Source organism: Actinoplanes sp. NPDC004185 (genome assembly GCF_053603475.1).
In genome coordinates this window covers 248,224-269,011 of record NZ_JBSGFR010000005.1, presented here as the reverse complement: position 1 = coordinate 269,011, position 20,788 = coordinate 248,224, and the positions used below count along the sequence as shown (strand labels likewise).

The following is a 20,788-nucleotide window of genomic DNA, read 5'->3' as shown; positions in this document are numbered from 1 at the left end:
ACCGAGGTGGGCAGCCGAAATGAGAGCGACAGCCCGGACGTCTAGACCGAAGCCTGGCCGGGCCGCGGTCCTAGGGCAATGAAACAAGTAGCCGATGTCCGTGGAGGCCTACCTCGACCTCGGTGAGACAAACGAACGCATCGAGCTGTTCGACGGCAGCTTGTATCTGAGCGCTCGGGGTCATCCGCGGCATCAGTTCATCGTCGGCAGGATCATGGACGCTCTGCGCGCCGGTGCGGCAGCCTCCGATTGGCACCTGCTCGGCCGGGTCAACCTGCGACTCGGCCTGCAGCGGATAGCCAATCCCGACATGATCATGACCCGGGCCATCAACCTCGACGACCAGCTCGTCGACGCGTGCGCGGCCGTTCTCGTGGCCGAGGTGACGTCGCGGTCGGACGAGGTGAGCCGCGTCCTCAAGCGCCACTATTACGCGGCGGCCGGCATTCCCTGGTATCTCCTGGTCGAGCAGGAAAGTGCCACCCTGCACCTCTACCAGTTGCGCGGTGACTACTACGTCGAGCGTTCCGTCACCAGGCCCGGTGAGGTGCTCCATCTCGAGGAGCCGGTGACGGCCGATCTCGTACCTGAGGATCTACTTTCGCCCAACTGAGAAAACCGGACGCCCGCTGTCAGGTTTTGTGGACAGGGTCGACCGTATGACGAAGCAACCACTGACCGGAAAGGTCGCCCTCGTAGCCGGGGCGACACGCGGCGCCGGGCGGCAGATCGCCGTGCAGCTCGGTGCGGCCGGCGCCACCGTCTACGCCACCGGGCGCAGCACCCGCGCTCAACGCTCCGAGATGAACCGGTCCGAGACCATCGAGGAGACCGCCGAGCTCGTCACGGCCGCCGGGGGCACCGGCATCGCGGTTCCCGTCGACCATCTGGTCCCGGAGCAGGTCGAAGCCCTCGTGCAACGCATCGACACCGAGCAGGGCCGGCTGGATGTGCTGGTCAACGACGTGTGGGGCGGCGATCCGCTGGCCACCTGGCACAAGCCCGTCTGGGAGCAGGACCTGGACCCCGGGCTGCGGCTGCTCCGGCTGGCGGTCGACACGCACATCATCACCAGCCACTTCGCGCTGCCGCTGCTGATCCGTACGCCCGGCGGCCTGGTTGTGGAGATGGGTGACGGCACCACCGCCTACAACGCGGTGAACTACCGGCTGTCGGTCTTCTACGACCTGGCCAAGTGGTCGGTGAACCGGCTCGCCTTCGCGTGGTCGCAGGAGCTGGCGGAGCACGGCGCGACCGCGGTGGCGCTGACCCCGGGCTGGCTGCGCTCGGAGATGATGCTCGACAATTTCGACGTCACCGAGGAGAACTGGCAGCAGGCCACCGAGCGGGAGCCGCACTTCGCCATCTCGGAAACCCCGGCCTTCGTCGGGCGCGCGGTCGTCGCGCTGGCCGCCGACGAGGACCGGGCCCGGTGGAACGGCCGTTCGGTGTCCAGCGGCGAGCTGGCCCAGGTGTACGGCTTCACCGACCTCGACGGCAGCCGGCCGGACGCGTGGCGCTACCTGGTCGAGGTGCAGGATCCCGGCAAGCCCGCCGACGTGACCGGCTACCGGTAGAGCGCGCGCGTCCGCTCCGCGGCCGCGGCGACCCGGGACCGCAGCTCCGGCGGGTCGATCACTTCCACCTCCGGGCCGAGACTCAGCACGTACGTGTACGCCACGTCGGGCGACTCGACCGGCAGCCGGGTCCGGATCCAGCCGTCCGGGTCCGGCTCGCCGGCTGCCTGCTCGGCCTCCTGGCGGGCGATGGGCTCGACCACGTACCGCAGCAGCCGCAGACCGTCCGGGCTGAGCCGGACCGTGATGGTCTCGCGCAGCATCTGCCGGACGAAGTCCGCGGCCCGGCCCGCCCAGAACGACGGCAGGTCGAAGTCCGGCTCCCGTTCGAAGGTGTCCCCGGCCGGCTCCGCCGCGACGACCCGGTCCGCGCGGTAGACCCGCAGGTCGGCGCCGACCTTGCCGACGAGGTACCAGACGCCGTTCTTGAGGACCAGACCGTACGGCGCGACGGTACGGGTCACCTCGTCACGACTGCGGTACCGCAGGGTCAGGACCTGGTCGTGCCAGACCGCCCGGGCCAGGTCGGCCAGCAGCGGAGGCGGATCGGTGTCGCCGAACCAGCCCGGCGCGTCCAGGTGGAAGCGCTGACCGGCGCTCTGCGAGGCGTCCCGCAGCACCGGAGGCAGGGCGGCGAGCACTTTGCGCCGTACCGTCCGTACCGGCTCGGCCAGACCCATGTCCCGCGCCGGACCGGGGAGCCCGGCCAGGAACAATGCCTCGGCCTCGGCCGGGCTCAGCCCGGTCAGCCGGGTGCGGTAGCCGCCGACCAGGCGGTATCCGCCGGTGCGGCCCTGCTCGGCGTAGACCGGCACGCCGGCCGCCGACAACGCCAGCACGTCGCGGTACACGGTCCGCTCGGAGACCTCCAGCTCCGCGGCGAGCTCGGCCGCGGTCAGCATGCCGCGCGACTGCAGCAGCAGCACGAGGTTGATCAGCCGGGCAGCACGCACGGACCGATTCTGCACCCGGCACCGGGACGCCGGGCCGGCTCAGGCAGCGGCGAGCTGGTTACGGCCGGCCCGTTTGGCCGTGTAGAGGTGGGCGTCCGCGCGGTCGTAGAGGTCGCGGCCGCGTTCGCCGCTGTGGCAGGCGGCCAGGCCCATGCTGAGCGTCACCGTCAGGCCGGGCGCGATCGTGCTCCAGTCCCGGGCCAGGATCACCCGGCGGATGCGCTCGGCGATCTGCCGGGCCTCCTCCTCGCCGGTGGTCAGGAACATGGCGAACTCGTCCCCGCCGAAGCGGATGGCCACCTCGTCGTGCCGGCAGTGCGCGCGCAGCACCGCCGCGATCTCACCCAGCACCCGGTCGCCGACGCCGTGCGAGAACCGGTCGTTGATGTCCTTGAAGCGGTCCACGTCGATCAGCAGCAGCGAACCGCCGTCCGCGACCGTGTCGATCCGGCGGTCGAACATCCGGCGGTTGCCCAGGCCGGTCAGCGCGTCGGAGGTGGCGGCCAGGTCGGCGGTCGTACGGGCCGCCTCCAGCTCCACCCGGCGGTACGCCTGCCGCAGCATCGTGCGGCGGTCCAGCCGCAGCTGCCACAGCGCCTCGACGTGGCTGCGCAGCGATTCGAGCGCCGCCTGCGTCGCGTCGCCGGGGAACTCGTGCACGGCGGTGATGGCCAGCTCGTACTGGAACAGCAGCCGCTGCGACCGCAGCACGGACAGTTCCAGGGCGGCCCGGAACTCCCGGCGGGCGGCCCGCCATTGACCGGTGGCCCGCAGGGCCAGTCCGTGCGCGAGATGCAGCAGGCGGGCCTCGTGCTGCTGACCGGCCTCACGCATCTCCAGCAACAGCTCGTCGACCAGGGCGAACGCCTCCGCGACCCGGCCGCTCTTGGCGTGACAGACCGCGAGCAGCGCCACCCCGACCGGGGAGTCGATGCCCTGGTCGACCCAGTACTGCAGCACGGCCCCGCTCTTGTCGACCAGGGCGGCGGACTCCTCGGTCCGGCCCACCTGCTCCAGCCGCAGCGCCCACTCCAGCCACGTCTCGGCGTGGGTCAGCTCGGCGGCGGACCGGTACAGGTCGTCCGGCGACTCGAACGACTCCACACACAGGCGCATGGCGTGGTCGGCGAGCTCGAAGAGCTCCGCGCCGCGAGCGGCTTCGCCCAGCGACGACATGGCGGAGAAGTAGCGCAGTCCCTTGCGCGGCACCACTTCCAGCACGGCCATGGCCCGGGCGACATAGTGCAGGCCGTCGTCGATGCGGCCCAGGTGGATCAGCACCTCGGCGGTGTCGGCCATGATCTTGGCGTCGGTGGCCCGCGGACCACTCAGCTCGGCCGGATCGCTGACCAGCTCCTCGGCGATGGCCAGGGCCTCGTCGAGGCGGCCGAGGGCGCTCAGGGCGTACATCCGGCCCAGCCGGCTGACCCGGTAGGTGCGGCGGTCGCCGAGCAGCAGCGTGACCGCTTCCGCCTCGTCGGCGGCGACCAGGGTCTCCGCGTGATGGCCTCGGATGGTCAGGTCGTGCACGTGCAGAGCGAGGCCGGCGAAGGGACCGTACGGCGAGACCAGCACCGGCAGGCGGTTCATCGTCGTTCCCCGTTCCCCATGGCCCTATGGTCGGCTGATCCGGCCACGATGTGAGGGGTCCGCGCCGGACCGGGCAGAGAATGTCGGAGGGTTCGCCTAGGGTCTCGGGCATGAGCGTGGATCACTTCGACGAGGCCGGCACGGCGGTCCAGGCCGCTCTCGACGCCGGGGCCCGATACGCGGACGCACGGGTGATGCTGCGCCGCACCGAGACCATGAGCGCCCGGGACGGCGAGGTCGAGGACCTCAGCTCCGACGAGAGCGCGGGCATCGGCGTACGGGCGCTGGTCGGGTCCAGCTGGGGCTTCTACGCCGTGCCCGACCTGTCCGACGCCGCCGCCCGCGCGGCCGGCCGGCGGGCCGCCGAGATCGCCGCCGCCAGCGCCCTGGTGCCCGGTCCGGCGATCGACCTGGTCCCGACCGGCGCCGGCACGGCCAGCTGGGCCAGCGCCTGCGAGATCGACCCGCTGTCGGTGCCGCTGTCGGTCAAGGGTGACCTGCTGGTCGCCGCCACCGCGGCCGCCCGGGACGCCGGCGCCGACCTGGCCGAGGGCATCTACCAGATCTGGGACACCCGCAAGTGGTTCGCCTCCAGCGACGGTCACCGCATCGACCAGCACATCCGCGAGTGCGGCGCGGGCATCACCGCGAGCGCGTACGGCGACGGCGAGATCCAGCGCCGGTCCTGGCCCTCGCACCGCGGGCAGTACGGCACCCGCGGCTGGGAGCTCGTCGACGAGCTGGCCCTGACCGACAACGCCGCGCGGATGGCCGACGAGGCCCGGGCGCTGCTGACCGCCCCGCTCTGCCCGTCCGGCGAGACCACCCTGATCCTCGGCGGTGAGCAGCTCGCCCTGCAGATCCACGAGTCGGTGGGCCACGCCATCGAGCTCGACCGCATCCTCGGCTGGGAGGCGGCCTTCGCCGGCACCTCCTGGCTCGACCTGGACCAGCTCGGCACCCTGCGGTACGGCTCCGACCTGATGAACATCACCATCGACCCGACGATCCCGGGCGCCCTGGGCAGCTTCGGCTACGACGACGAGGGCTCACCGGCGGTCAAGCGCGACGCGGTCCGCAACGGCCGCTGGGTCGGCGTGCTGGCCGGACGTGACTCCGCGGCGATGGCCGGCCTGGACTACGCCGGCAGCGTGCGCTCCGACGGCTGGGCGCGGCTGCCGATGGTGCGGATGACCAACGTCGGCCTGGAGCCCGGCCCGCACACCCTCGACGAGATCGTCGCGGCGACCGACGACGGCGTGCTGATGGACATCAACCGGTCCTGGTCGATCGACGACCGCCGGCTCAACTTCCAGTTCGGCTGCGAGATCGGGTACGAGGTGAAGAACGGCAAGCGCGGGCGGATGCTGCGCAACCCGACGTACACGGGGATCGGCCCGAAGTTCTGGCAGTCGATGGACATGCTGTCCTCCGAGACGGTCGCGTGGGGCACGCCGAACTGCGGCAAGGGCCAGCCCGGCCAGATCGGGCACATTGGCCACCCGGCCGCCCCGGCCCGCTTCACCAACGTGCGCGTGGGGGTGCGGGGATGACCAGTCACGAGCAGCAGTCCGGCCGGCGAGACGGAGGATGCGCATGAGCGCCGAGCTTGATCTGGCGGCCCGGGTCGTCGAGCTGACCCGGCGGCTGGCCGGGCCGGGAGCGGAGGCCGAGGTGGTCGCGGCCCACTCCGCCGAGGCACTGACCCGCTTCGCGAACTCGGCGATCCACCAGAACGTCGCCGACGCCACCACAACCGTGCGCCTGCGCCTGCGCCTCGACGGCCGCACAGCCGGCGGCTCCACGACGGTGACCGACCCCGAGGGCCTGCAGTCGCTGGTCGAACGCACCATCGCCGCCTCCCGTCTCTCCCCGCCCGACCAGGCCTGGCCCGGCCTCACCCCACCCACACCGCTGCGGGAGTCCCCCGCCTTCGATGAGGCCACCGCCGCCGCGGGCCCGCACGAGCGCGCCGCCCGCGTCCGCGACTTCGTCCGGGCCGCCGACGGGCTGGAGACGGCCGGCTTCTGCCGGACGACATACTCCTCGGGCGGCTTCGCCAACACCGCCGGCCAAGCCGTCGAGGGCCGGGCCGCCGAGGCCGCGATGGACGGCATCGCCCGCCTCGCCGGGGCGGACGGCGTGGCCCGCCGCGCCAGCAGCCGCCTGACCGACCTGGACGGCACCGCGCTGGGTGCCCGAGCAGCAGCGAAGGCCCGCGCCGGCGGCCGCCCGATCGAGCTGCCCCCGGGCCGCTACGAGGTCGTCCTGGAGCCGACCGCGGTCGCCGACATCCTCGACAACCTGTCCACGTTCGGCTTCAACGGCAAAGCGTTCGCGCAGCACCAGTCCTTCGCCGAGCTGGGCGCCCAGCAGTTCGACCGGGCGGTGACCATCCTCGACGAGCCCCTGGGCGCGACCCTGCCGTTCGACCAGGAGGGCACGCCGCGCGACACCCTGATCCTGGTCGACGAGGGCACCACCACGGCGGTCAGCCACGACCGCACCTCAGCGGCCGAAGCCGGCTCCGTCTCCACCGGCCACGCCGGTGCGGCATCCCGCTCCTGGGGCCCGATCGCCGCCAACCTGCGGCTGGCGTCCCGGCCGGGCGGTGACTCCTCCCCCGAGACCGGCGAAGGCCCGACGGCGGCCTCGGCTCGCGCCCTGGTCAGCGGCATGCGGCGGGGTCTGCTGATCACCGACTTCTGGTACACCCGCGTGCTGGACCAGAAGAGCCTGGTCATCACCGGCCTGACCCGCAACGGTGTCTGGCTGGTGGAGGACGGCGAGGTGACGGCGGCGGTGGGAAACATGCGGTTCACGCAGTCCTACCCGCAGGCGCTGGGGCCGGGAGCGGTGCTCGGAGTGGGGGCGGAGGCGGTGGCGCTGCCGGACCGATGGTCCGGGGTCCGCTACACGGCACCGGCCCTGCATCTGCAGTCCTGGAACCTGACCGGCAACGCCTCCGGCTGACCCGCCTGCAGCGCGGTTCTTACGCTGGTCCCCGGCGTCACGCTCGCGCTTGGTCTCGGCGTCACGCCCGCGCCGGGCCCGGCGTCTAGCTGTAGTGCCCATGAGCGTTGTTGACGGCGTGTCGGCTTGAGATGTGAGAAGACCTCCGGCGAGGTGGAAGTTGCGACGCTTTCACCCTGACCGGAGGTCTCTATGGCCCACCGTAACGCCCGCCTGACCCTGCACGGCCGACGACTGCTCATCCAGCGTGTCGTCACCGATCGACGCCCGGTCGCCCACGTCGCCAAGGAACTCGGCGTGTCCCGCGCTACCGGCTACAAATGGCTAGCCCGATGGCGCGCCGAAGGCGACGCCGGGCTCCACGACCGGCCCAGCACCGCGCACCGTATCCCAGCCAAGACCACGCCCGAAGTCGAGGCCCGCATCTGCGCCCTACGCACCAGCCTCAAACGTGGCTCCCGCCGGCTCGCACCACTGCTGGGCATGCCCGCCTCAACGGTGCACGCCGTGCTGACCCGTCACGGTCTGCACCGCCTCGCCTGGCTCGACCGGCCCACCGGCCAGCTGATCCGCCGCTACGAACGCCAACGGCCCGGCGAACTCGTCCACGTCGACGTCAAGAAGATCGGTCGGCTCCGCGACGGCGGAGGCTGGCGCGCCCACGGCCGCGACAGCGACGCCCACCGCCGCGCCCGCACCAGCCCCCGCGTCGGCTACGAATACATCCACGCCGCGATCGATGACCACACCCGGCTGGCCTACGCCGAAATCCACCCCGACGAAACCAGCGCCACCAGCGCCGCGTTCCTACGCCGCGCAGCCGCCTACTTCACCCGGCTCGGCATCCCGGCCATCGAACGCGTCATGACCGACAACGCCCTGGCCTACCGACGCGGCCACGCCTGGCGCGACGCCCTGGCCGACCTCGGCGCCCAACCACGCTTCACCCGCCACTACCGTCCTCAGACCAACGGCAAAGCAGAACGCTTCAACCGCACCATGGCCGACGAATGGATCTACTCCAGGCCGTTCACCAGCAGCCAAGACCGCGCCGACGCACTGCCCAGCTGGTTACACACCTACAACCATCACCGCGGACACACCGCCCTCGCCGGCCAACCACCGATCACCCGCATCAACAACGGTGCTGGTCCCTACATCTAGCTCACGCCGGACCCGGCGGATTACTCCCGATTGGACCCGCGCCGGCAGCTCCACCGAGGATGAAGCGCCGGCGGGCTACCCGGGCGCGTCCCGGCCGGACCGCACCCGCAGCGGGCCGCCCGGGCCGGGCTGCCGGGTGGGACGGGTCCACGTCGCGCCACTGGGCGGGGCATTGACCGGCGTGTTTCACTGGGCCGGTGAGCGCTGGATCGATGAGTGACGGGCCGCGTGACCAGGAGTCCGACGGCTACCGCACGGCCGACGAGCCGACCACCGGCCCGCCCGCCGGTGCTGTCTCCGCGTCCGCCTTCGACGCCGACACGACATCGGAGACCCGAGCCGTGCCTCGAGCCACGGCCAGCACCGGGACCGCGAGCGGCGCCGGCAGCGCGAGCACCTACGGGACCGCAAGCAGCGCCGGTGGCGCGGGCAGCGCGAGCGGCGCCGGCAGCGGAACCGGCGCGGGCAGCCGGACCGGGACCGGCGGGGCGGAGCCATCCGATTCCGGCGAGGACGACGCCCCGAGCGGTGCATCAGCCGGACGCGACAGCCGGCTCGGCTCCGGGACCAGGCCCCGAGCGAGAACGACAAGGACGTCGAGCACACGCCCCGGGCAGCCGACCGGGTCCGAGGCCGAAACGAAGAAGCGCCGCCGCCGCCGGCTGTTCGTCGCCGGGATTTCGGTGGCCGCCGCCGTCATCGTCATCGTGCTCTGCGCCGGTGGGCTCGCCGTGCTGCGCGCCGTTTCCGGCTTCCGGGACGACGCCGCGGATGCCCGGGAGGATCGGCGCCTCCGCGACAGCGCCTGCCTCGAGCTCGAAGACCGGCTCAACCGGCTCGTCCCGCCCGGCGCCACCACCACCCCGCAGGCGCGGGCCGTCGCGGTCCGGGACGAGAACGCCGCCACCCGGATCTATGTCGGGCGGTTGGGCGATCAACGGGTCAGTGACGGCTGGCGGGAGCTGCTCGATGCGCGTACCGCCTTCGCCGAGGCGCTTGATGCGCAGGTCAAGTCCCGTACCCCCGCGTTTTTTGTCGCTCCCGCGCCCCGCGACGGGGTCTCGTCGGCCGATCAGCTGGCCCGGTGGTCGCCCGCCGCCTGCGCCGGGCCGATCCGCCGGCTGGCCGCCCCTGATCTGTAGCCGGTGGTAAGCCTTCCCTTACACAGCAGGAAGCTGACCTTCGTTGTAACGTGTGCCACACATTGCGGACGCACACCCCAAACAGGCGCGCCCGCCGGCAGATGCAGGCCACTGTCAGCACCGTCAGGGAGACGTCAATGACGACGACGGCAACGAGGTCGGATCCGGGGCGCTCGCGCGCTGCGATCGCGGCGAAGACGTTGCGTACGGACCGGTGGTGGTTCCCACCGCTGATCACCTTCGTGGGGTTGTCGGCGTGGGTGATCTACGCCACCGTCCGTGTGTTCATGCACAAGTGGTACTTCATCGAGGAGCACCACTACCTCACCCCGTTCTACTCACCGTGTCTGACCGACCGGTGCGTCGAGGGCTCGGCCCTGTTCGGCACCCCGCTGCCGAAGTTCTGGCTTCTGCCGGAAGCGGCGCTCACTCTGCCGTTCCTGCTGCTCTTCCGTCTCACCTGCTACTACTACCGCAAGGCCTACTACCGGGCCTTCTGGTTGTCGCCGCCGGCCTGTGCCGTCCCCGACGCGCACGAGAAGTACACCGGTGAGACGCGGTTCCCGCTGATCTTCCAGAACCTGCACCGGTACGCGTTCTACGCCGCCGCCATCATCTCCGTCATCAACACCTGGGACGCGATCATCGCCTTCCGGTCCGGTGACGAGTTCGGCTTCGGGCTGGGCAACGTCATCCTGGTCGGCAACGTGGTGATGCTGTGGGCGTACACGTTGTCCTGTCACTCCTGCCGGCACATCGCCGGCGGCCGGTTGAAGCACTTCTCCAAGCACCCGGTGCGCTACCGCTTCTGGACCTTCGTGTCGAAGCTCAACGCCCGGCACATGCTGCTCGCGTGGATCACGCTGGGCACCCTCGCCCTGACCGACTTCTACATCATGGCGCTCGCGGCCGGCTGGTGGCCCGACCTGCGCTTCATCAACTAGAGGGCCCCCATGACAACCCGAATCGAACGACACCACTACGACGTCGTCGTGATCGGCGCCGGCGGCGCCGGGCTGCGGGCGGCCATCGAGGCCCGGCTCGCCGGCAAGCGCACCGCGATCATCAGCAAGTCGCTGTTCGGCAAGGCGCACACGGTCATGGCCGAGGGCGGCGCGGCCGCGGCCATGGGCAACGTGAACAGCCGCGACAACTGGATGGTGCACTTCCGCGACACCATGCGCGGCGGCAAGTTCCTGAACAACTTCCGGATGGCCGAGCTGCACGCCAAGGAGGCGCCGGAGCGGATCTGGGAGCTGGAGACCTACGGTGCGCTGTTCGACCGCACCAAGGACGGCAAGATCTCCCAGCGCAACTTCGGCGGCCACGAGTATCCGCGGCTCGCGCACGTCGGCGACCGGACCGGCCTGGAGCTGATCCGCACCCTGCAGCAGAAGATCGTCTCGCTGCAGCAGGAGGACTTCGCGGAGACCGGCAACTACGACGCCAAGATCCGGGTCTTCTCCGAGACCACGATCACCGAGCTGCTGCTCGAGGGCGACCGGATCGCCGGGGCGTTCGGCTACTACCGCGAGTCCGGCGAGTTCATCCTGCTCGAGGCGCCCGCGGTCGTGCTGGCCACCGGCGGCGTCGGCCGCTCGTACAAGGTGACCTCGAACTCGTGGGAGTACACCGGGGACGGCCACGCGCTGGCCCTGCGGTCCGGCGCCACGCTGATCAACATGGAGTTCCTGCAGTTCCACCCGACCGGCATGGTGTGGCCGCCCAGCGTCAAGGGCATCCTGGTCACCGAGTCGGTCCGCGGTGACGGCGGCGTGCTCAAGAACACCGACGGCAAGCGGTTCATGTTCAACTACGTCCCCGACGTCTTCCGCAAGCAGTACGCGGAGACCGAGGAGGAGGCGGACCGCTGGTACAAGGACCCGGACAACAACCGGCGCCCGCCCGAGCTGCTGCCCCGCGACGAGGTCGCCCGGGCGATCAACAGCGAGGTCAAGGCCGGCCGGGGTACGAAGGCCGGCGGTGTCCTGCTCGACATCGCCAGCCGGCTCCCCGCCGAGGAGGTCCAGCGGCGCCTGCCGTCGATGTACCACCAGTTCAAGGAGCTGGCGGACGTCGACATCACCAAGGAGCCGATGGAGGTCGGCCCGACCTGTCACTACGTGATGGGCGGCGTCGAGGTGGACCCCGACACGGCGGCTGCTTTCGGCCACGTCGAGGGCCTGTTCGCGGCGGGTGAGGTCTCCGGCGGCATGCACGGTTCCAACCGGCTCGGCGGCAACTCGCTCTCCGACCTGCTGGTGTTCGGCAAGCGCGCCGGTGAGCACGCGGCCGCGTACGCCGACACGCTGGCCAAGCGGCCCAAGGTCGCCACCGGTGACGTGGAGAAGGCCGTGGACGCCGCGCTGGCCCCGCTGAGCCGGGAGAACGGCGAGAACCCGTACACGTTGCAGCAGGACCTGCAGGCCGTGATGGGCGACCTGGTCGGCATCATCCGCCGCGAGGGTGAGCTGACCGACGCGCTCAAGCGGCTCCAGGAGCTGAAGCTGCGGGTGGCCAACGTCGGCGCGGCCGGCGGACGCCGGTACAACCCGGGCTGGCACCTGGCGCTGGACCTGCGCAACATGCTCATCGTCTCCGAGTGCACCGCGAAGGCGGCGCTGGAGCGTGAGGAGTCCCGCGGCGGGCACACCCGGGAGGACTTCCCGAAGATGAGCCCGCAGTGGCGGCTCGTCAACCTGGTCTGCTCGCTGGACGAGGCGGGCGACGTGCACCTGGAACGCAAACCGGTGCCGGCGATGCGCACGGAGCTGATCCAGCTCTTCGAGCGCAGCGAGCTGAGCAAGTACATGACCGACGAAGAGCTCACGGAGGTGGAGTGATGAAGCGTCACTTTCGGGTGTGGCGGGGCGACGCTTCGGGCGGTGACCTCCAGGAGTTCGACGTCGAGGTGAACGAGGGCGAGGTCGTCCTCGACGTCATCCACCGGTTGCAGGCCACCGAGACCCCGGACCTGGCCTGCCGCTGGAACTGCAAGGCCGGCAAGTGCGGCTCCTGCTCGATGGAGATCAACGGCAAGCCCCGGCTCGGGTGCATGACGCGGATGTCCACCTTCGAGGAGGACGAGACCGTCACGATCACGCCGCTGCGCACGTTCCCGATCATCCGGGACCTGGTCACCGACGTCTCCTTCAACTACGAGAAGGCCCGCGAGACGCCGGCGTTCGCGCCGCCGCCCGGGGTCAAGCCGGGCGACTACCGGATGAAGCAGATCGACGTGGAACGCTCGCAGGAGTTCCGCAAGTGCATCGAATGCTTCCTGTGCCAGAACACCTGTCACGTGGTCCGCGACCACGAGGAGAACAAGCCGGCGTTCTCCGGTCCGCGCTACTTCATCCGCGCCGCCGAGCTGGACATGCACCCGCTCGACGACCGGACGGACCGCAAGAACTACTCCCAGGAGCACCAGGGCCTGGGCTACTGCAACATCACCAAGTGCTGCACCGAGGTCTGCCCGGAGCACATCAAGATCACGGACAACGCGATCATCCCGATGAAGGAACGGGTCGTGGACAACCGCTACGACCCGCTGGTCTGGCTGGGCCGCAAGATCTTCCGCCGGGACCAGCTCGAGAGCACCCCGGCCCACGCGGGCGGCGGCCGCAGCAACGGCAGCTCCGGCGGCGATTCGATGGCACCGAGCAACACCGAGGGTGTCACCGGGGTGGCGTCCGGGCTCGGACCTTCCGCCGCGCGCATGCCGGAGGGGCCTGCGGTCAACGCCGACGGCCGGCTGGACGTGGCCGAGCTGTTGTCGCACCAGGCCGGGGGACCGTCGCCGTTCGGCGACGACCAGGAATTCCCGCTGCGCGAGGACGGCATCACCTACCGGCATCCGGAGCAGGGCAAAAGCTGAGCAGCGTCACGAACGGCCCGCCTCCCCGGCGGGCCGTTCTGCTTGTCCGCCTCCGCCCGCCGCGTCGGCCAGGGCGGCCGACAACAACGCCCGCGCGGTCCAGCTCATCCGTCCGGGAATCTCCGACCGGGGCACCCCGGCGACGTCGGTGAGCCAGACGAGCGACTCGATCCCGGTGGCCGCCCGGATGGCCACGGCCAGCCGGGAAACGTCCAGGCCCGGGTGGGTGTCGCGCAGCGGGGCCAGCGCGTCCTCGATCCAGCCGATGGCCCGGCCCTGTCGCAGCGCGGGCCCTTCGCTCTCCGTCGGCGCGGTCAGCGACAGCCGCAGGGCCGCGCGGAGTTGCGGCTCCCACTCCAGGACGATGCGCGCGAACTCGGCCATGGTCAGGTCCAGCCGGGCGACGGGATCCTGCGGGCTGTCCGCGGGCAGCAGTGAGTCCTGCATGGTTTCCGGGTGGGCAGCCAGCACCAGGCTCCGCTGATTGGGGAAATAGCGGTACGCCGTCGTCCGCGAGATGCCGGCGGCCTCGGCGACCTCCTCCACGGTCGGCTCCGGCGCACCGCCCCGCAGCAGCTCACGTGCGGCATTGATCAGCGCTTCCCGGGTCCTGAGCTTCTGCCGAGATCGTCCGGTCGACTCATATGGTACTGGCATACCTTAATGGTACCGTCGTCCCACGAAGCCGAACCAGTCGCGAGGTGCACCATGAACCACGACCCAGTCGTCACCAATCCCGACCTCTACCGCGTGGTGATGGAGAACGAGCGCGTTCGCGTCCTCGCCTACGCCGACCGGCCGGGTGACCGCACCACCCCGCACCGGCACCCGGACAGCGTCATGGTGACGTTGAGCGACTTCCGGCGGTCACTGTCCTCCGGCGGACGCGAGATGCAGGTCGAGCTCGAGGCCGGCGAGGTGCGCTGGCTCGCCGCTCAGGAGCACTCGGGGGCGAACATCGGCGACACCGAGTGCCGGACGATCTTCATCGAGCTCAAGGAGCCTGCGCCGGGCGACGGGCGGCCACCGACCGGCGAGCAGCCGCTCGGGCCGGCTCCCTCATGACGGCAGCCGCCGGCCGTCCCGCAGAAACGCCGTGACGAGGTCCACGAACCGCTCGGGGTCGTCCAGCCACGGCTGGTGGCCCGCTCCCGGCTGCACTACCAGGGTCGCGTCCGGGAAGAACGCGGCGTAGTCGGCCACCGCGGGCGGCGGGCTGTTCAGGTCGACCTCACCGGCCAGCAACAGCACCGGTGCCGCGAAGGTCGCCAGGGCAGCCCGGGTCGCCTCCGGCGTGAACGCGCCGTCCGCCGCGACCGCTTCGGCGACGGCCAGGTTGGTCCGCTTGCTCAACTCCGCGTGGTGCTGCTGCGCCGCCGCGTCCCAGCGGCCGTACCGCAGCGGGGTGAGGGCTTCCCAGTCGGCCTCCGTGGCCGTGCCCGCCCCGATCGCGGCCAGGGCCGCGGCGGCGGCCGGGTACCACGGCTCGTCCTTGCGGAGCTGGGCGGTCGCACGACGCATCTCCGCGGGCACGGGGATGCCGACGCCGACGAGGCTGGGAGTGATCATGACCAGCTTGTTGAGCGTGTCCGGGTGGCGGGTCGCGTAGTGCACTGCCAGATTGGTGCCGCCGGAGTGGCCGAGCAGGTCCATCGTGCGCAGGCCGAGGTGGTCACGCAGGGCTTCGACGTCGCCGACCTGACGGTCGCAGCGGTACGACCCGGCGTCCGCCGGGGTCGCGGACTCCCCCGTGCCGCGCGGATCGAGCAGCACCAGCCGGCGGTGCCGGTCCAGGCCGCCAAGATCACCGAGGTACGCGGCGTCGGCCATCGGTCCCGGCAGGCAGACGAGCGGGTCACCCTCCCCGGCCGTGCGGTACGCGAGCCTGGTGCCGTCCGGCGCTGTGAAGGTGGGCATGGCGGGCAGCCTGGCAGCGTTATCCACACTGCCGGAAGCGATTTAGTACGCACGTACGAAGTCGCTGTAGAGTGGCGACGTGAGCGCTTACCAGCCTTCGATGCTCGACCTCATGGCCGGCCCGTCCGCCACCCTGGGCACCCTGCCCGGAAGCCTGGTCCGGCACCAGCTGACCGCCGGCGCCTGGGTCGACGTGTTCCCCGGCTGGGTGCAGGCCTCCGACGCGGTCTTCGAGACCCTCCTGACCGAGGTCGACTGGCGCGCCGAGCGCCGCCCGATGTACGACGGCGTGGTCGACGTCCCCCGCCTCCTACGCTGGTACGGCCGCGGCGAGACCCTCCCGCACCCGCTCCTGACCCAGGCCCGTGACCAGCTCTCCGCGCACTACGAGCCGGAGCTGGGCGAGGGTTTCGTGACCGCGGGCATGTGCCTCTACCGCGACGGCCGCGACAGCGTCGCCTGGCACGGCGACACCCTGGGCCGGTCCTCGCGGGAGGACACGATGGTGGCGATCGTGTCGTTCGGCTCCCCGCGCAACCTGATGCTGCGCCCCCGTGCGGGCGGCGCGGAGTCGCTGCGTTTCCCGCTGGGCCACGGCGACCTGATCGTGATGGGCGGCTCCTGCCAGCGCACCTGGGAGCACGCGATCCCGAAGACGGCGAAGCCGGTGGGTCCCCGGGTCAGCGTCCAGTTCCGCCCGATCAACGTGGCTTAGTCACAGACCGGCCACGGATCGTCGCCGACGCATCGACTTTCGGTAATGTTTTCCGGGCATTGACATGGCGTCTCAAGAACTTACACTCCAAGTGTAATAACTTGCGGCCGTACGATTCTCCATCGAGGACGGTGCGGCCAACCTCAGTGCCGAGGTGACGATGACCCGACCCGCGCCCGCCACCGATCCCGATTCCCAAGGCCTCTCCCTGCACCGGATCGGCGTCCGCTTCGGCGGCCTGGTCGCTCTCGACGACGTCTCCCTGCGGGTGCCACCCGGCCGTACGGTCGGCGTCATCGGCCCCAACGGCGCGGGCAAGACCACCCTCTTCAACGTGGTCTGCGGTTTCGTCGCACCGACCTCCGGCACCATCTCGCTCGACGGCCGTCCGCTGCGCCCCCGCCCGCACCGGCTGGCGCGGCTCGGCATCGCGCGCACGCTGCAGGGTGTCAACCTCTTCGCCGGCCTGACGGTCCTCGAGAACGTCATGGTCGGCGCCGAACACGCGGGCCAGAGACCCGAAAGCGCGTGGGAAGCACTCGAGCGCTGCGGCGTCGCCCCGCAGGCGCACGCGCTTCCCGGCGGCCTGCCGTACGCGGTCCGCAAGCGCGTCGCTCTGGCCCGCGCCCTCGTCGCCCAGCCGCGCCTGCTGCTGCTGGACGAGCCGGCCGGCGGACTCGGCGCCGACGAGATCGCCGAGCTGGGCGAGCTGATCACCGGCCTGTCCTGCGCGGTGCTGCTGGTCGAGCACCACATGGACCTGGTGATGGCGGTCTGCGACGAGATCCTGGTGCTGGACTTCGGCAAGCCGGTCGCGCACGGCACACCGGCCGAGATCCGCACCGACGAGGCAGTCGTGGACGCCTACCTCGGGGCCGCGGCATGACCGACTGCACCGCAGCGAAGCAAGGGCCACGAGGGCATGCCCCGGGAGGCACAGCATGACTGCGCTCTTGGAAGCCGAGCAGCTCACCGTCGGGTACGGTGCCGCGCCGGTTCTGCACAATGTGGACCTGACGGTGGCCGCGGGTTCCATCACCGCCGTCCTCGGGGCCAACGGTGCCGGCAAGACGACGCTGCTGCGTACCCTCTCGGGTCTGCTCCGTCCGGCCACCGGCCGGGTCGTGCTCGACGGGCAGGACCTGCGCGGGGTGAAGGTCGAGCAGATGGTGCGCCGGGGCGTGGCCCACGTGCCCGAGGGCCGCGGCGTGGTCACCGAGCTGACCGTGGACGAGAATCTGCGGCTCGGCGGGCTGTGGCGCCGCGACCGGGTGGACGCCAGGCGCGCCCTGGACGAGGTGTACGAGCTGTTCGAGCCGCTCGCCCGCCGCCGCCGCTTCCCCGGCCATCAGCTCTCCGGCGGGGAGCGGCAGATGCTCGCGCTCGGCCGGGCCCTGGTCGGCCGGCCGCGCCTGCTGCTGCTGGACGAGCCGTCACTGGGGCTGGCGCCCAAGGTGACCGCCCAGATCATGGGCCTGCTGCGCACCCTGCGGGACCGCACCGGGCTGACCGTGCTGCTCGTCGAGCAGAACGTACGCAGTGCCCTGTCGGTCGCCGACACGGGAATCGTGATGTCGCTGGGCCGGGTCGTCGCCAACGCGGACGCCGCCACCCTGCGCGACGACGAGGACATGCGGCACGCATACCTCGGTTTCTGATCAAGACAGGAGGGCGATGGACCGGTTCGTGTTCCTCACGTTCGACGGCCTGAGCCGGGGTGCGGTGTACGCCGCGTTCGCCCTGGCCCTGGTCCTGATCTGGCGAGCCACCCGGATCGTCAACTTCGCCCAGGGCGCGATGGCGGTCGCAACGGCGTACGTGGGCTATTCGGTGTCGGCGGCGACCGGCTCGTACTGGCTCGGTTTCGTCGTGGCGGTGCTCGGCGGGCTGCTGCTGGGGGCCGCGACCGAGCGGGTGGTGATGCGTTTCGTCGACCACTCCTCGCACCTCAACGGGGTGGTCGTGGCGCTCGGCCTGGTGCTGGTCATCCAGGGTGTGCTCGGCATGATCTACGGCAACGAGTTCCGGCCGGCCGAGGCGCCGTTCAGCCGCGAGGCCTTCACCGTGGGCGGGATCGCGCTGCTGTCACGCTTCGACCTGTTCGTCTTCGGCGCCGTCCTCGTCGTGGTGGCCCTGCTGGCATTGCTGTTCACCCGTACGTCGGTGGGCCTGCGGATGCGCGCCTCGGCGTTCGCACCCGACGTGTCCCGGCTGCTCGGCGTGAACGTCGGCGGGATGCTGACGCTGGGCTGGGCGCTGGCGGCGGCGGTCGGTTCGCTGGCCGGCATGCTGGTGCTGCCGACCGAGCTGGGTCTGCACCCGAACGCGATGGACATCGTCTTCGTGTCGTCCTTCACCGCGGCCGTGGTCGGCGGCCTGGACAGCACGATCGGCGCGGTGGCCGGCGGGCTGATCGTCGGGCTGCTGCTCTCCTACGTCAGCGGCTACCTGGGCGCCACCGTGGCCCCGATCGCGGTGCTGATCCTGCTGGTCGTGGTGCTGCTGGGCCGGCCCGGCGGGCTGTTCTCCCGATCGGCGGCGAGAGCCGTATGAGCGTCACGCTGGCTCCGAAGGTGGACGCGACCACCCGCATCCGCACCGTGCCCCGCAAGCATCGCCATCTGGTGTGGACGGTGGCCGCGGCCGTAGTGATCCTGGCGCTGACCTATGTGCTGCCGCCGTTCCGCAACTATCAGCTCGCGACCGTCGGGGCGTACCTGTGCGTCACGGCCGGGCTGACCGTCCTCACCGGGCTCAACGGGCAGCTCTCGCTCGGGCACGGCGCACTGATGGCCACCGGCGCCTACACGGTCGCGATGGTCCAGGAGAAGCTGGCCGGCCGGGGTCAGTGGACGCTGCTGGTCGCCGTACTGGCCGGGATCGCCGTGGCCACGGTGGCCGGCGGCATCGTCGGGCTGGCCGCGGCCCGGTTGCGCGGGCCCTATCTGGCCGGGCTCACGCTCGCGGTGGCCGTGGTGGTGCCGGCGATCGCCAGCACCTTCGACAAGACCTTCAACAGCGACCAGGGCCTGTCCGTGTACGTCGATCCGCCGCCGCTGGCGCTGGGCGCGACGTTCCCGTACGAACGCTGGCAGGCATGGCTGGCCTGGGCCGGCGCGCTGCTCACCGTGTTCCTCCTGGCGTTGCTGGTCAGAGGGCGGTTCGGCCGGGCGCTGCGGGCCGTACGCGATGACGAGGCCGCCGCCCGCATCGCCGGAGTGAACGTCGCCCGTACCCAGGTCCTGGCTTTTGTGGTCAGCGCGGCCTGCGCCGGCCTCGGCGGCGCGCTGTTCGCCGTGCTCGCCCAGAGCGTCTCCCCCGGCGCCTTCCCGATCTCGCTGTCGCTGTTCCTGGTGATGGCCATCGTGATCGGCGGCCTGGGCAGCCTGGCCGGCGCGGTCTGGGGCGCGGTCCTGCTGGTGGCCCTGCCCGCCCTCACCCACTCGCTCACCGAACTGTTCGACGTGTCGCCCGCGGTCGCCCAGCGGCTGGAGGGAAACCTGCCGCTGGCGCTGTTCGGCGTCACGTTGATCGTCGTCATGCTCGCCGCACCCGGCGGTATCGCTTCACTACGATTCAGAAGGAGAAAGGCATGAGACGTATATGGTCCACGCTCGCCGTGACGGCCCTGGTCGTCGCCGCCGCCGGTTGCAGCAGTGACGACGGGGGCGGAGGCAGCAGCGGGGGCGGCAGCGTTCCGGGCGTGACCGCCACCGAGATCCTGGTCGGCACGCACATGCCGCTGACCGGCCCGGCCGCGGCCGGCTATTCCAAGATCGCCCCGGCCACCAAGGCCTACTTCGACTACGTGAACGCCGCCGGCGGTGTGCACGGCCGCAAGATCACCTACAAGATCATGGACGACACCTACAACCCGGCGACGACCCAGCAGGTGGTCCGCGAGCTGGTGTTGCAGGACAAGGTCTTCGCGATCCTGAACGGACTGGGCACGCCCACGCACACCGGCGTGCTGGACTTCCTCAAGACCAACCGGGTCCCCGACCTGTTCGTGGCCTCCGGCAGCCGCAGCTGGGACCAGCCGGACAAATACCCCGGCACCTTCGGTTTCAACGTCGACTACACCACCGAGGGCAAGATCCTGGCCACCCACGTCAAGACCACCATGGCCGGCAAGAAGGTCTGCTTCCTGGGCCAGGACGACGACTTCGGCCGGGACGCCCTGGCCGGCATCGAGAAGATCCTCGGCCCGGTGACCGCCAAGCAGTCGTACGTGACCAGCAACCCGAACGTCGGACCGCAGATGGGCGCGCTCAAGCAGGCCGGCTGCCAGGTCGTGATGCTGGCGACCGTGCCCGGCTTCACCGCCCTCAGCCTCGGCACCGCGGCCAAGATCGCCTTCAAGCCGCAGTTCGGTCTCCCAGGTCGGCGCCGACCTCGGGACCCTGAGCAAGCAGCTGGGCGCGGCGGCACCGCTGACCGAGGGCCTGATCTCGGACAACTACCTGCCGCTGAGCAACGACGAAGCCAACCCGTGGATCCAGCTCTACAAGAAGGTCAACGCGGCCCACAACGGCAACGCCGAGTTCGACAACAACATCGTCTACGGCATGTCCGTCGGCTACCTCTTCGTGCAGAGCCTGCAGGCCGCGGGCAAGGACCTGACCCGCGAGGGGCTGATCTCGGCGATCGAGAAGAACGGCTTCCAGGGACCGGGCCTCGCGCCGCTGCGCTTCTCGGCCGACGACCATTCCGGGTACGGCGGCATGCAGCTCTCCAAGGTCTCCGGCGGCAAGCAGACCTACTTCGGCGAGCCGTTCGAGACCGATGACAAGGACGGGCCGGTGGCGGCGTACACGACACCGCCGGCCGCCCCGCCCGCCAACGGGATCCCGGCGGCCTCCTAGCCTGCCTGTGTCGGA

Annotated in this window: 19 protein-coding genes and 1 pseudogene; 16 read left to right on the top strand and 4 right to left on the bottom strand. The window is 71.0% G+C overall.

The genetic code is table 11. The features are described from left to right. The first annotated feature begins 94 nt into the window (after positions 1-94). Entirely contained in the window at positions 95-613 is a 519-nt protein-coding gene (locus ACWEOZ_RS07825; RefSeq protein ID WP_451909948.1) for a Uma2 family endonuclease, read from the top strand. 46 nt (positions 614-659) lie between these two features. After that, positions 660-1,577: an SDR family oxidoreductase gene (locus tag ACWEOZ_RS07820; RefSeq protein ID WP_451909947.1), complete on the top strand. Its 918-nt coding sequence runs from the start codon at positions 660-662 to the stop codon at positions 1,575-1,577. On the opposite strand, the gene ACWEOZ_RS07815 is transcribed toward ACWEOZ_RS07820, so the two are convergent. Both ACWEOZ_RS07815 and ACWEOZ_RS07810 read right to left on the bottom strand, forming a co-directional pair. Further along, positions 1,568-2,530: a helix-turn-helix transcriptional regulator gene (locus ACWEOZ_RS07815; protein ID WP_451909946.1), complete on the bottom strand. Its 963-nt coding sequence runs from the start codon at positions 2,528-2,530 to the stop codon at positions 1,568-1,570. The genes ACWEOZ_RS07820 and ACWEOZ_RS07815 overlap by 10 nt on opposite strands. A 39-nt stretch (positions 2,531-2,569) precedes the next feature. Continuing rightward, on the bottom strand, positions 2,570-4,120 hold the full coding sequence (locus ACWEOZ_RS07810; RefSeq protein WP_451909945.1) for a diguanylate cyclase: 1,551 nt from the start codon (positions 4,118-4,120) through the stop codon (positions 2,570-2,572). A 116-nt stretch (positions 4,121-4,236) separates the two neighbouring features. Between ACWEOZ_RS07810 and ACWEOZ_RS07805 the strand changes: the two genes are divergently transcribed. The 7 genes from ACWEOZ_RS07805 to ACWEOZ_RS07775 all read left to right on the top strand — a co-directional run bounded on the left by ACWEOZ_RS07805 (position 4,237) and on the right by ACWEOZ_RS07775 (position 13,276). Continuing rightward, complete coding sequence (locus ACWEOZ_RS07805; protein ID WP_451909963.1) at positions 4,237-5,673, top strand: TldD/PmbA family protein; 1,437 nt, start codon at positions 4,237-4,239, stop codon at positions 5,671-5,673. Positions 5,674-5,716: 43 nt separating this feature from the next. Beyond that, positions 5,717-7,093 (top strand): TldD/PmbA family protein, encoded by a 1,377-nt coding sequence (locus ACWEOZ_RS07800; RefSeq protein WP_451909944.1) that lies wholly within the window; start codon positions 5,717-5,719, stop codon positions 7,091-7,093. Between the two features lie 192 nt (positions 7,094-7,285). Next, positions 7,286-8,257 (top strand): IS481 family transposase, encoded by a 972-nt coding sequence (locus tag ACWEOZ_RS07795; RefSeq protein ID WP_451909943.1) that lies wholly within the window; start codon positions 7,286-7,288, stop codon positions 8,255-8,257. Between the two features lie 212 nt (positions 8,258-8,469). Next, complete coding sequence (locus tag ACWEOZ_RS07790; RefSeq protein ID WP_451909942.1) at positions 8,470-9,399, top strand: hypothetical protein; 930 nt, start codon at positions 8,470-8,472, stop codon at positions 9,397-9,399. 137 nt (positions 9,400-9,536) lie between these two features. Next, positions 9,537-10,343 (top strand): hypothetical protein, encoded by an 807-nt coding sequence (locus ACWEOZ_RS07785; protein ID WP_451909941.1) that lies wholly within the window; start codon positions 9,537-9,539, stop codon positions 10,341-10,343. 9 nt (positions 10,344-10,352) lie between these two features. Continuing rightward, the gene (locus ACWEOZ_RS07780) at positions 10,353-12,242 is read left to right on the top strand and encodes a fumarate reductase/succinate dehydrogenase flavoprotein subunit (RefSeq protein WP_451909940.1); all 1,890 of its coding nucleotides are present in this window, start codon (positions 10,353-10,355) and stop codon (positions 12,240-12,242) included. Beyond that, entirely contained in the window at positions 12,242-13,276 is a 1,035-nt protein-coding gene (locus ACWEOZ_RS07775; RefSeq protein ID WP_451909939.1) for a succinate dehydrogenase/fumarate reductase iron-sulfur subunit, read from the top strand. The genes ACWEOZ_RS07780 and ACWEOZ_RS07775 overlap by 1 nt, the downstream gene beginning before the upstream one ends. Before the next feature lie 6 nt (positions 13,277-13,282). Here the strand turns inward: ACWEOZ_RS07775 and ACWEOZ_RS07770 are convergent, their stop codons facing one another. After that, entirely contained in the window at positions 13,283-13,933 is a 651-nt protein-coding gene (locus ACWEOZ_RS07770; protein WP_451909938.1) for a TetR/AcrR family transcriptional regulator, read from the bottom strand. Between the two features lie 51 nt (positions 13,934-13,984). Between ACWEOZ_RS07770 and ACWEOZ_RS07765 the strand changes: the two genes are divergently transcribed. Further along, positions 13,985-14,341 (top strand): cytoplasmic protein, encoded by a 357-nt coding sequence (locus ACWEOZ_RS07765; protein ID WP_451909937.1) that lies wholly within the window; start codon positions 13,985-13,987, stop codon positions 14,339-14,341. Here the strand turns inward: ACWEOZ_RS07765 and ACWEOZ_RS07760 are convergent. After that, on the bottom strand, positions 14,336-15,193 hold the full coding sequence (locus tag ACWEOZ_RS07760; protein ID WP_451909936.1) for an alpha/beta fold hydrolase: 858 nt from the start codon (positions 15,191-15,193) through the stop codon (positions 14,336-14,338). The genes ACWEOZ_RS07765 and ACWEOZ_RS07760 overlap by 6 nt on opposite strands. A 100-nt stretch (positions 15,194-15,293) precedes the next feature. Between ACWEOZ_RS07760 and ACWEOZ_RS07755 the strand changes: the two genes are divergently transcribed. The 6 genes and pseudogenes from ACWEOZ_RS07755 to ACWEOZ_RS07730 all read left to right on the top strand — a co-directional run bounded on the left by ACWEOZ_RS07755 (position 15,294) and on the right by ACWEOZ_RS07730 (position 20,773). Continuing rightward, a complete protein-coding gene (locus ACWEOZ_RS07755) occupies positions 15,294-15,908 on the top strand; it encodes an alpha-ketoglutarate-dependent dioxygenase AlkB (protein ID WP_451909962.1) in 615 nt (204 codons plus the stop codon). A 160-nt stretch (positions 15,909-16,068) separates the two neighbouring features. Further along, complete coding sequence (locus tag ACWEOZ_RS07750) at positions 16,069-16,794, top strand: ABC transporter ATP-binding protein (RefSeq protein WP_451909935.1); 726 nt, start codon at positions 16,069-16,071, stop codon at positions 16,792-16,794. A 55-nt stretch (positions 16,795-16,849) separates the two neighbouring features. After that, positions 16,850-17,566 carry an ABC transporter ATP-binding protein gene (locus tag ACWEOZ_RS07745; protein WP_451909934.1) on the top strand — a complete coding sequence of 239 codons (717 nt, stop codon included), beginning with the start codon at positions 16,850-16,852 and terminating at the stop codon, positions 17,564-17,566. A gap of 16 nt (positions 17,567-17,582) precedes the next feature. Further along, positions 17,583-18,461: a branched-chain amino acid ABC transporter permease gene (locus tag ACWEOZ_RS07740; RefSeq protein ID WP_360545201.1), complete on the top strand. Its 879-nt coding sequence runs from the start codon at positions 17,583-17,585 to the stop codon at positions 18,459-18,461. Continuing rightward, positions 18,458-19,504 carry a branched-chain amino acid ABC transporter permease gene (locus ACWEOZ_RS07735; RefSeq protein WP_451909933.1) on the top strand — a complete coding sequence of 349 codons (1,047 nt, stop codon included), beginning with the start codon at positions 18,458-18,460 and terminating at the stop codon, positions 19,502-19,504. The genes ACWEOZ_RS07740 and ACWEOZ_RS07735 overlap by 4 nt, the downstream gene beginning before the upstream one ends. After that, positions 19,501-20,773: pseudogene (locus ACWEOZ_RS07730) on the top strand (ABC transporter substrate-binding protein). Before ACWEOZ_RS07735 ends, ACWEOZ_RS07730 begins: the two are co-directional and overlap by 4 nt. Positions 20,774-20,788: the final 15 nt, after the last annotated feature.

Excerpts from the sequence above, each read along its gene's own strand:
- ACWEOZ_RS07820 (WP_451909947.1), top strand. The coding sequence starts at position 660 with ATGACGAAGCAACCACTGACCGGAAAGGTCGCCCTCGTAGCCGGGGCG.
- ACWEOZ_RS07740 (WP_360545201.1), top strand. The coding sequence starts at position 17,583 with ATGGACCGGTTCGTGTTCCTCACGTTCGACGGCCTGAGCCGGGGTGCG.
- ACWEOZ_RS07775 (WP_451909939.1), top strand. The coding sequence starts at position 12,242 with ATGAAGCGTCACTTTCGGGTGTGGCGGGGCGACGCTTCGGGCGGTGAC.
- ACWEOZ_RS07750 (WP_451909935.1), top strand. The coding sequence starts at position 16,069 with ATGACCCGACCCGCGCCCGCCACCGATCCCGATTCCCAAGGCCTCTCC.
- ACWEOZ_RS07825 (WP_451909948.1), top strand. The coding sequence starts at position 95 with ATGTCCGTGGAGGCCTACCTCGACCTCGGTGAGACAAACGAACGCATC.
- ACWEOZ_RS07735 (WP_451909933.1), top strand. The coding sequence starts at position 18,458 with ATGAGCGTCACGCTGGCTCCGAAGGTGGACGCGACCACCCGCATCCGC.
- ACWEOZ_RS07770 (WP_451909938.1), bottom strand. The coding sequence starts at position 13,933 with ATGCCAGTACCATATGAGTCGACCGGACGATCTCGGCAGAAGCTCAGG.
- ACWEOZ_RS07785 (WP_451909941.1), top strand. The coding sequence starts at position 9,537 with ATGACGACGACGGCAACGAGGTCGGATCCGGGGCGCTCGCGCGCTGCG.
- ACWEOZ_RS07745 (WP_451909934.1), top strand. The coding sequence starts at position 16,850 with ATGACTGCGCTCTTGGAAGCCGAGCAGCTCACCGTCGGGTACGGTGCC.
- ACWEOZ_RS07795 (WP_451909943.1), top strand. The coding sequence starts at position 7,286 with ATGGCCCACCGTAACGCCCGCCTGACCCTGCACGGCCGACGACTGCTC.
- ACWEOZ_RS07790 (WP_451909942.1), top strand. The coding sequence starts at position 8,470 with ATGAGTGACGGGCCGCGTGACCAGGAGTCCGACGGCTACCGCACGGCC.
- ACWEOZ_RS07780 (WP_451909940.1), top strand. The coding sequence starts at position 10,353 with ATGACAACCCGAATCGAACGACACCACTACGACGTCGTCGTGATCGGC.
- ACWEOZ_RS07765 (WP_451909937.1), top strand. The coding sequence starts at position 13,985 with ATGAACCACGACCCAGTCGTCACCAATCCCGACCTCTACCGCGTGGTG.
- ACWEOZ_RS07810 (WP_451909945.1), bottom strand. The coding sequence starts at position 4,120 with ATGAACCGCCTGCCGGTGCTGGTCTCGCCGTACGGTCCCTTCGCCGGC.
- ACWEOZ_RS07760 (WP_451909936.1), bottom strand. The coding sequence starts at position 15,193 with ATGCCCACCTTCACAGCGCCGGACGGCACCAGGCTCGCGTACCGCACG.
- ACWEOZ_RS07755 (WP_451909962.1), top strand. The coding sequence starts at position 15,294 with ATGCTCGACCTCATGGCCGGCCCGTCCGCCACCCTGGGCACCCTGCCC.
- ACWEOZ_RS07800 (WP_451909944.1), top strand. The coding sequence starts at position 5,717 with ATGAGCGCCGAGCTTGATCTGGCGGCCCGGGTCGTCGAGCTGACCCGG.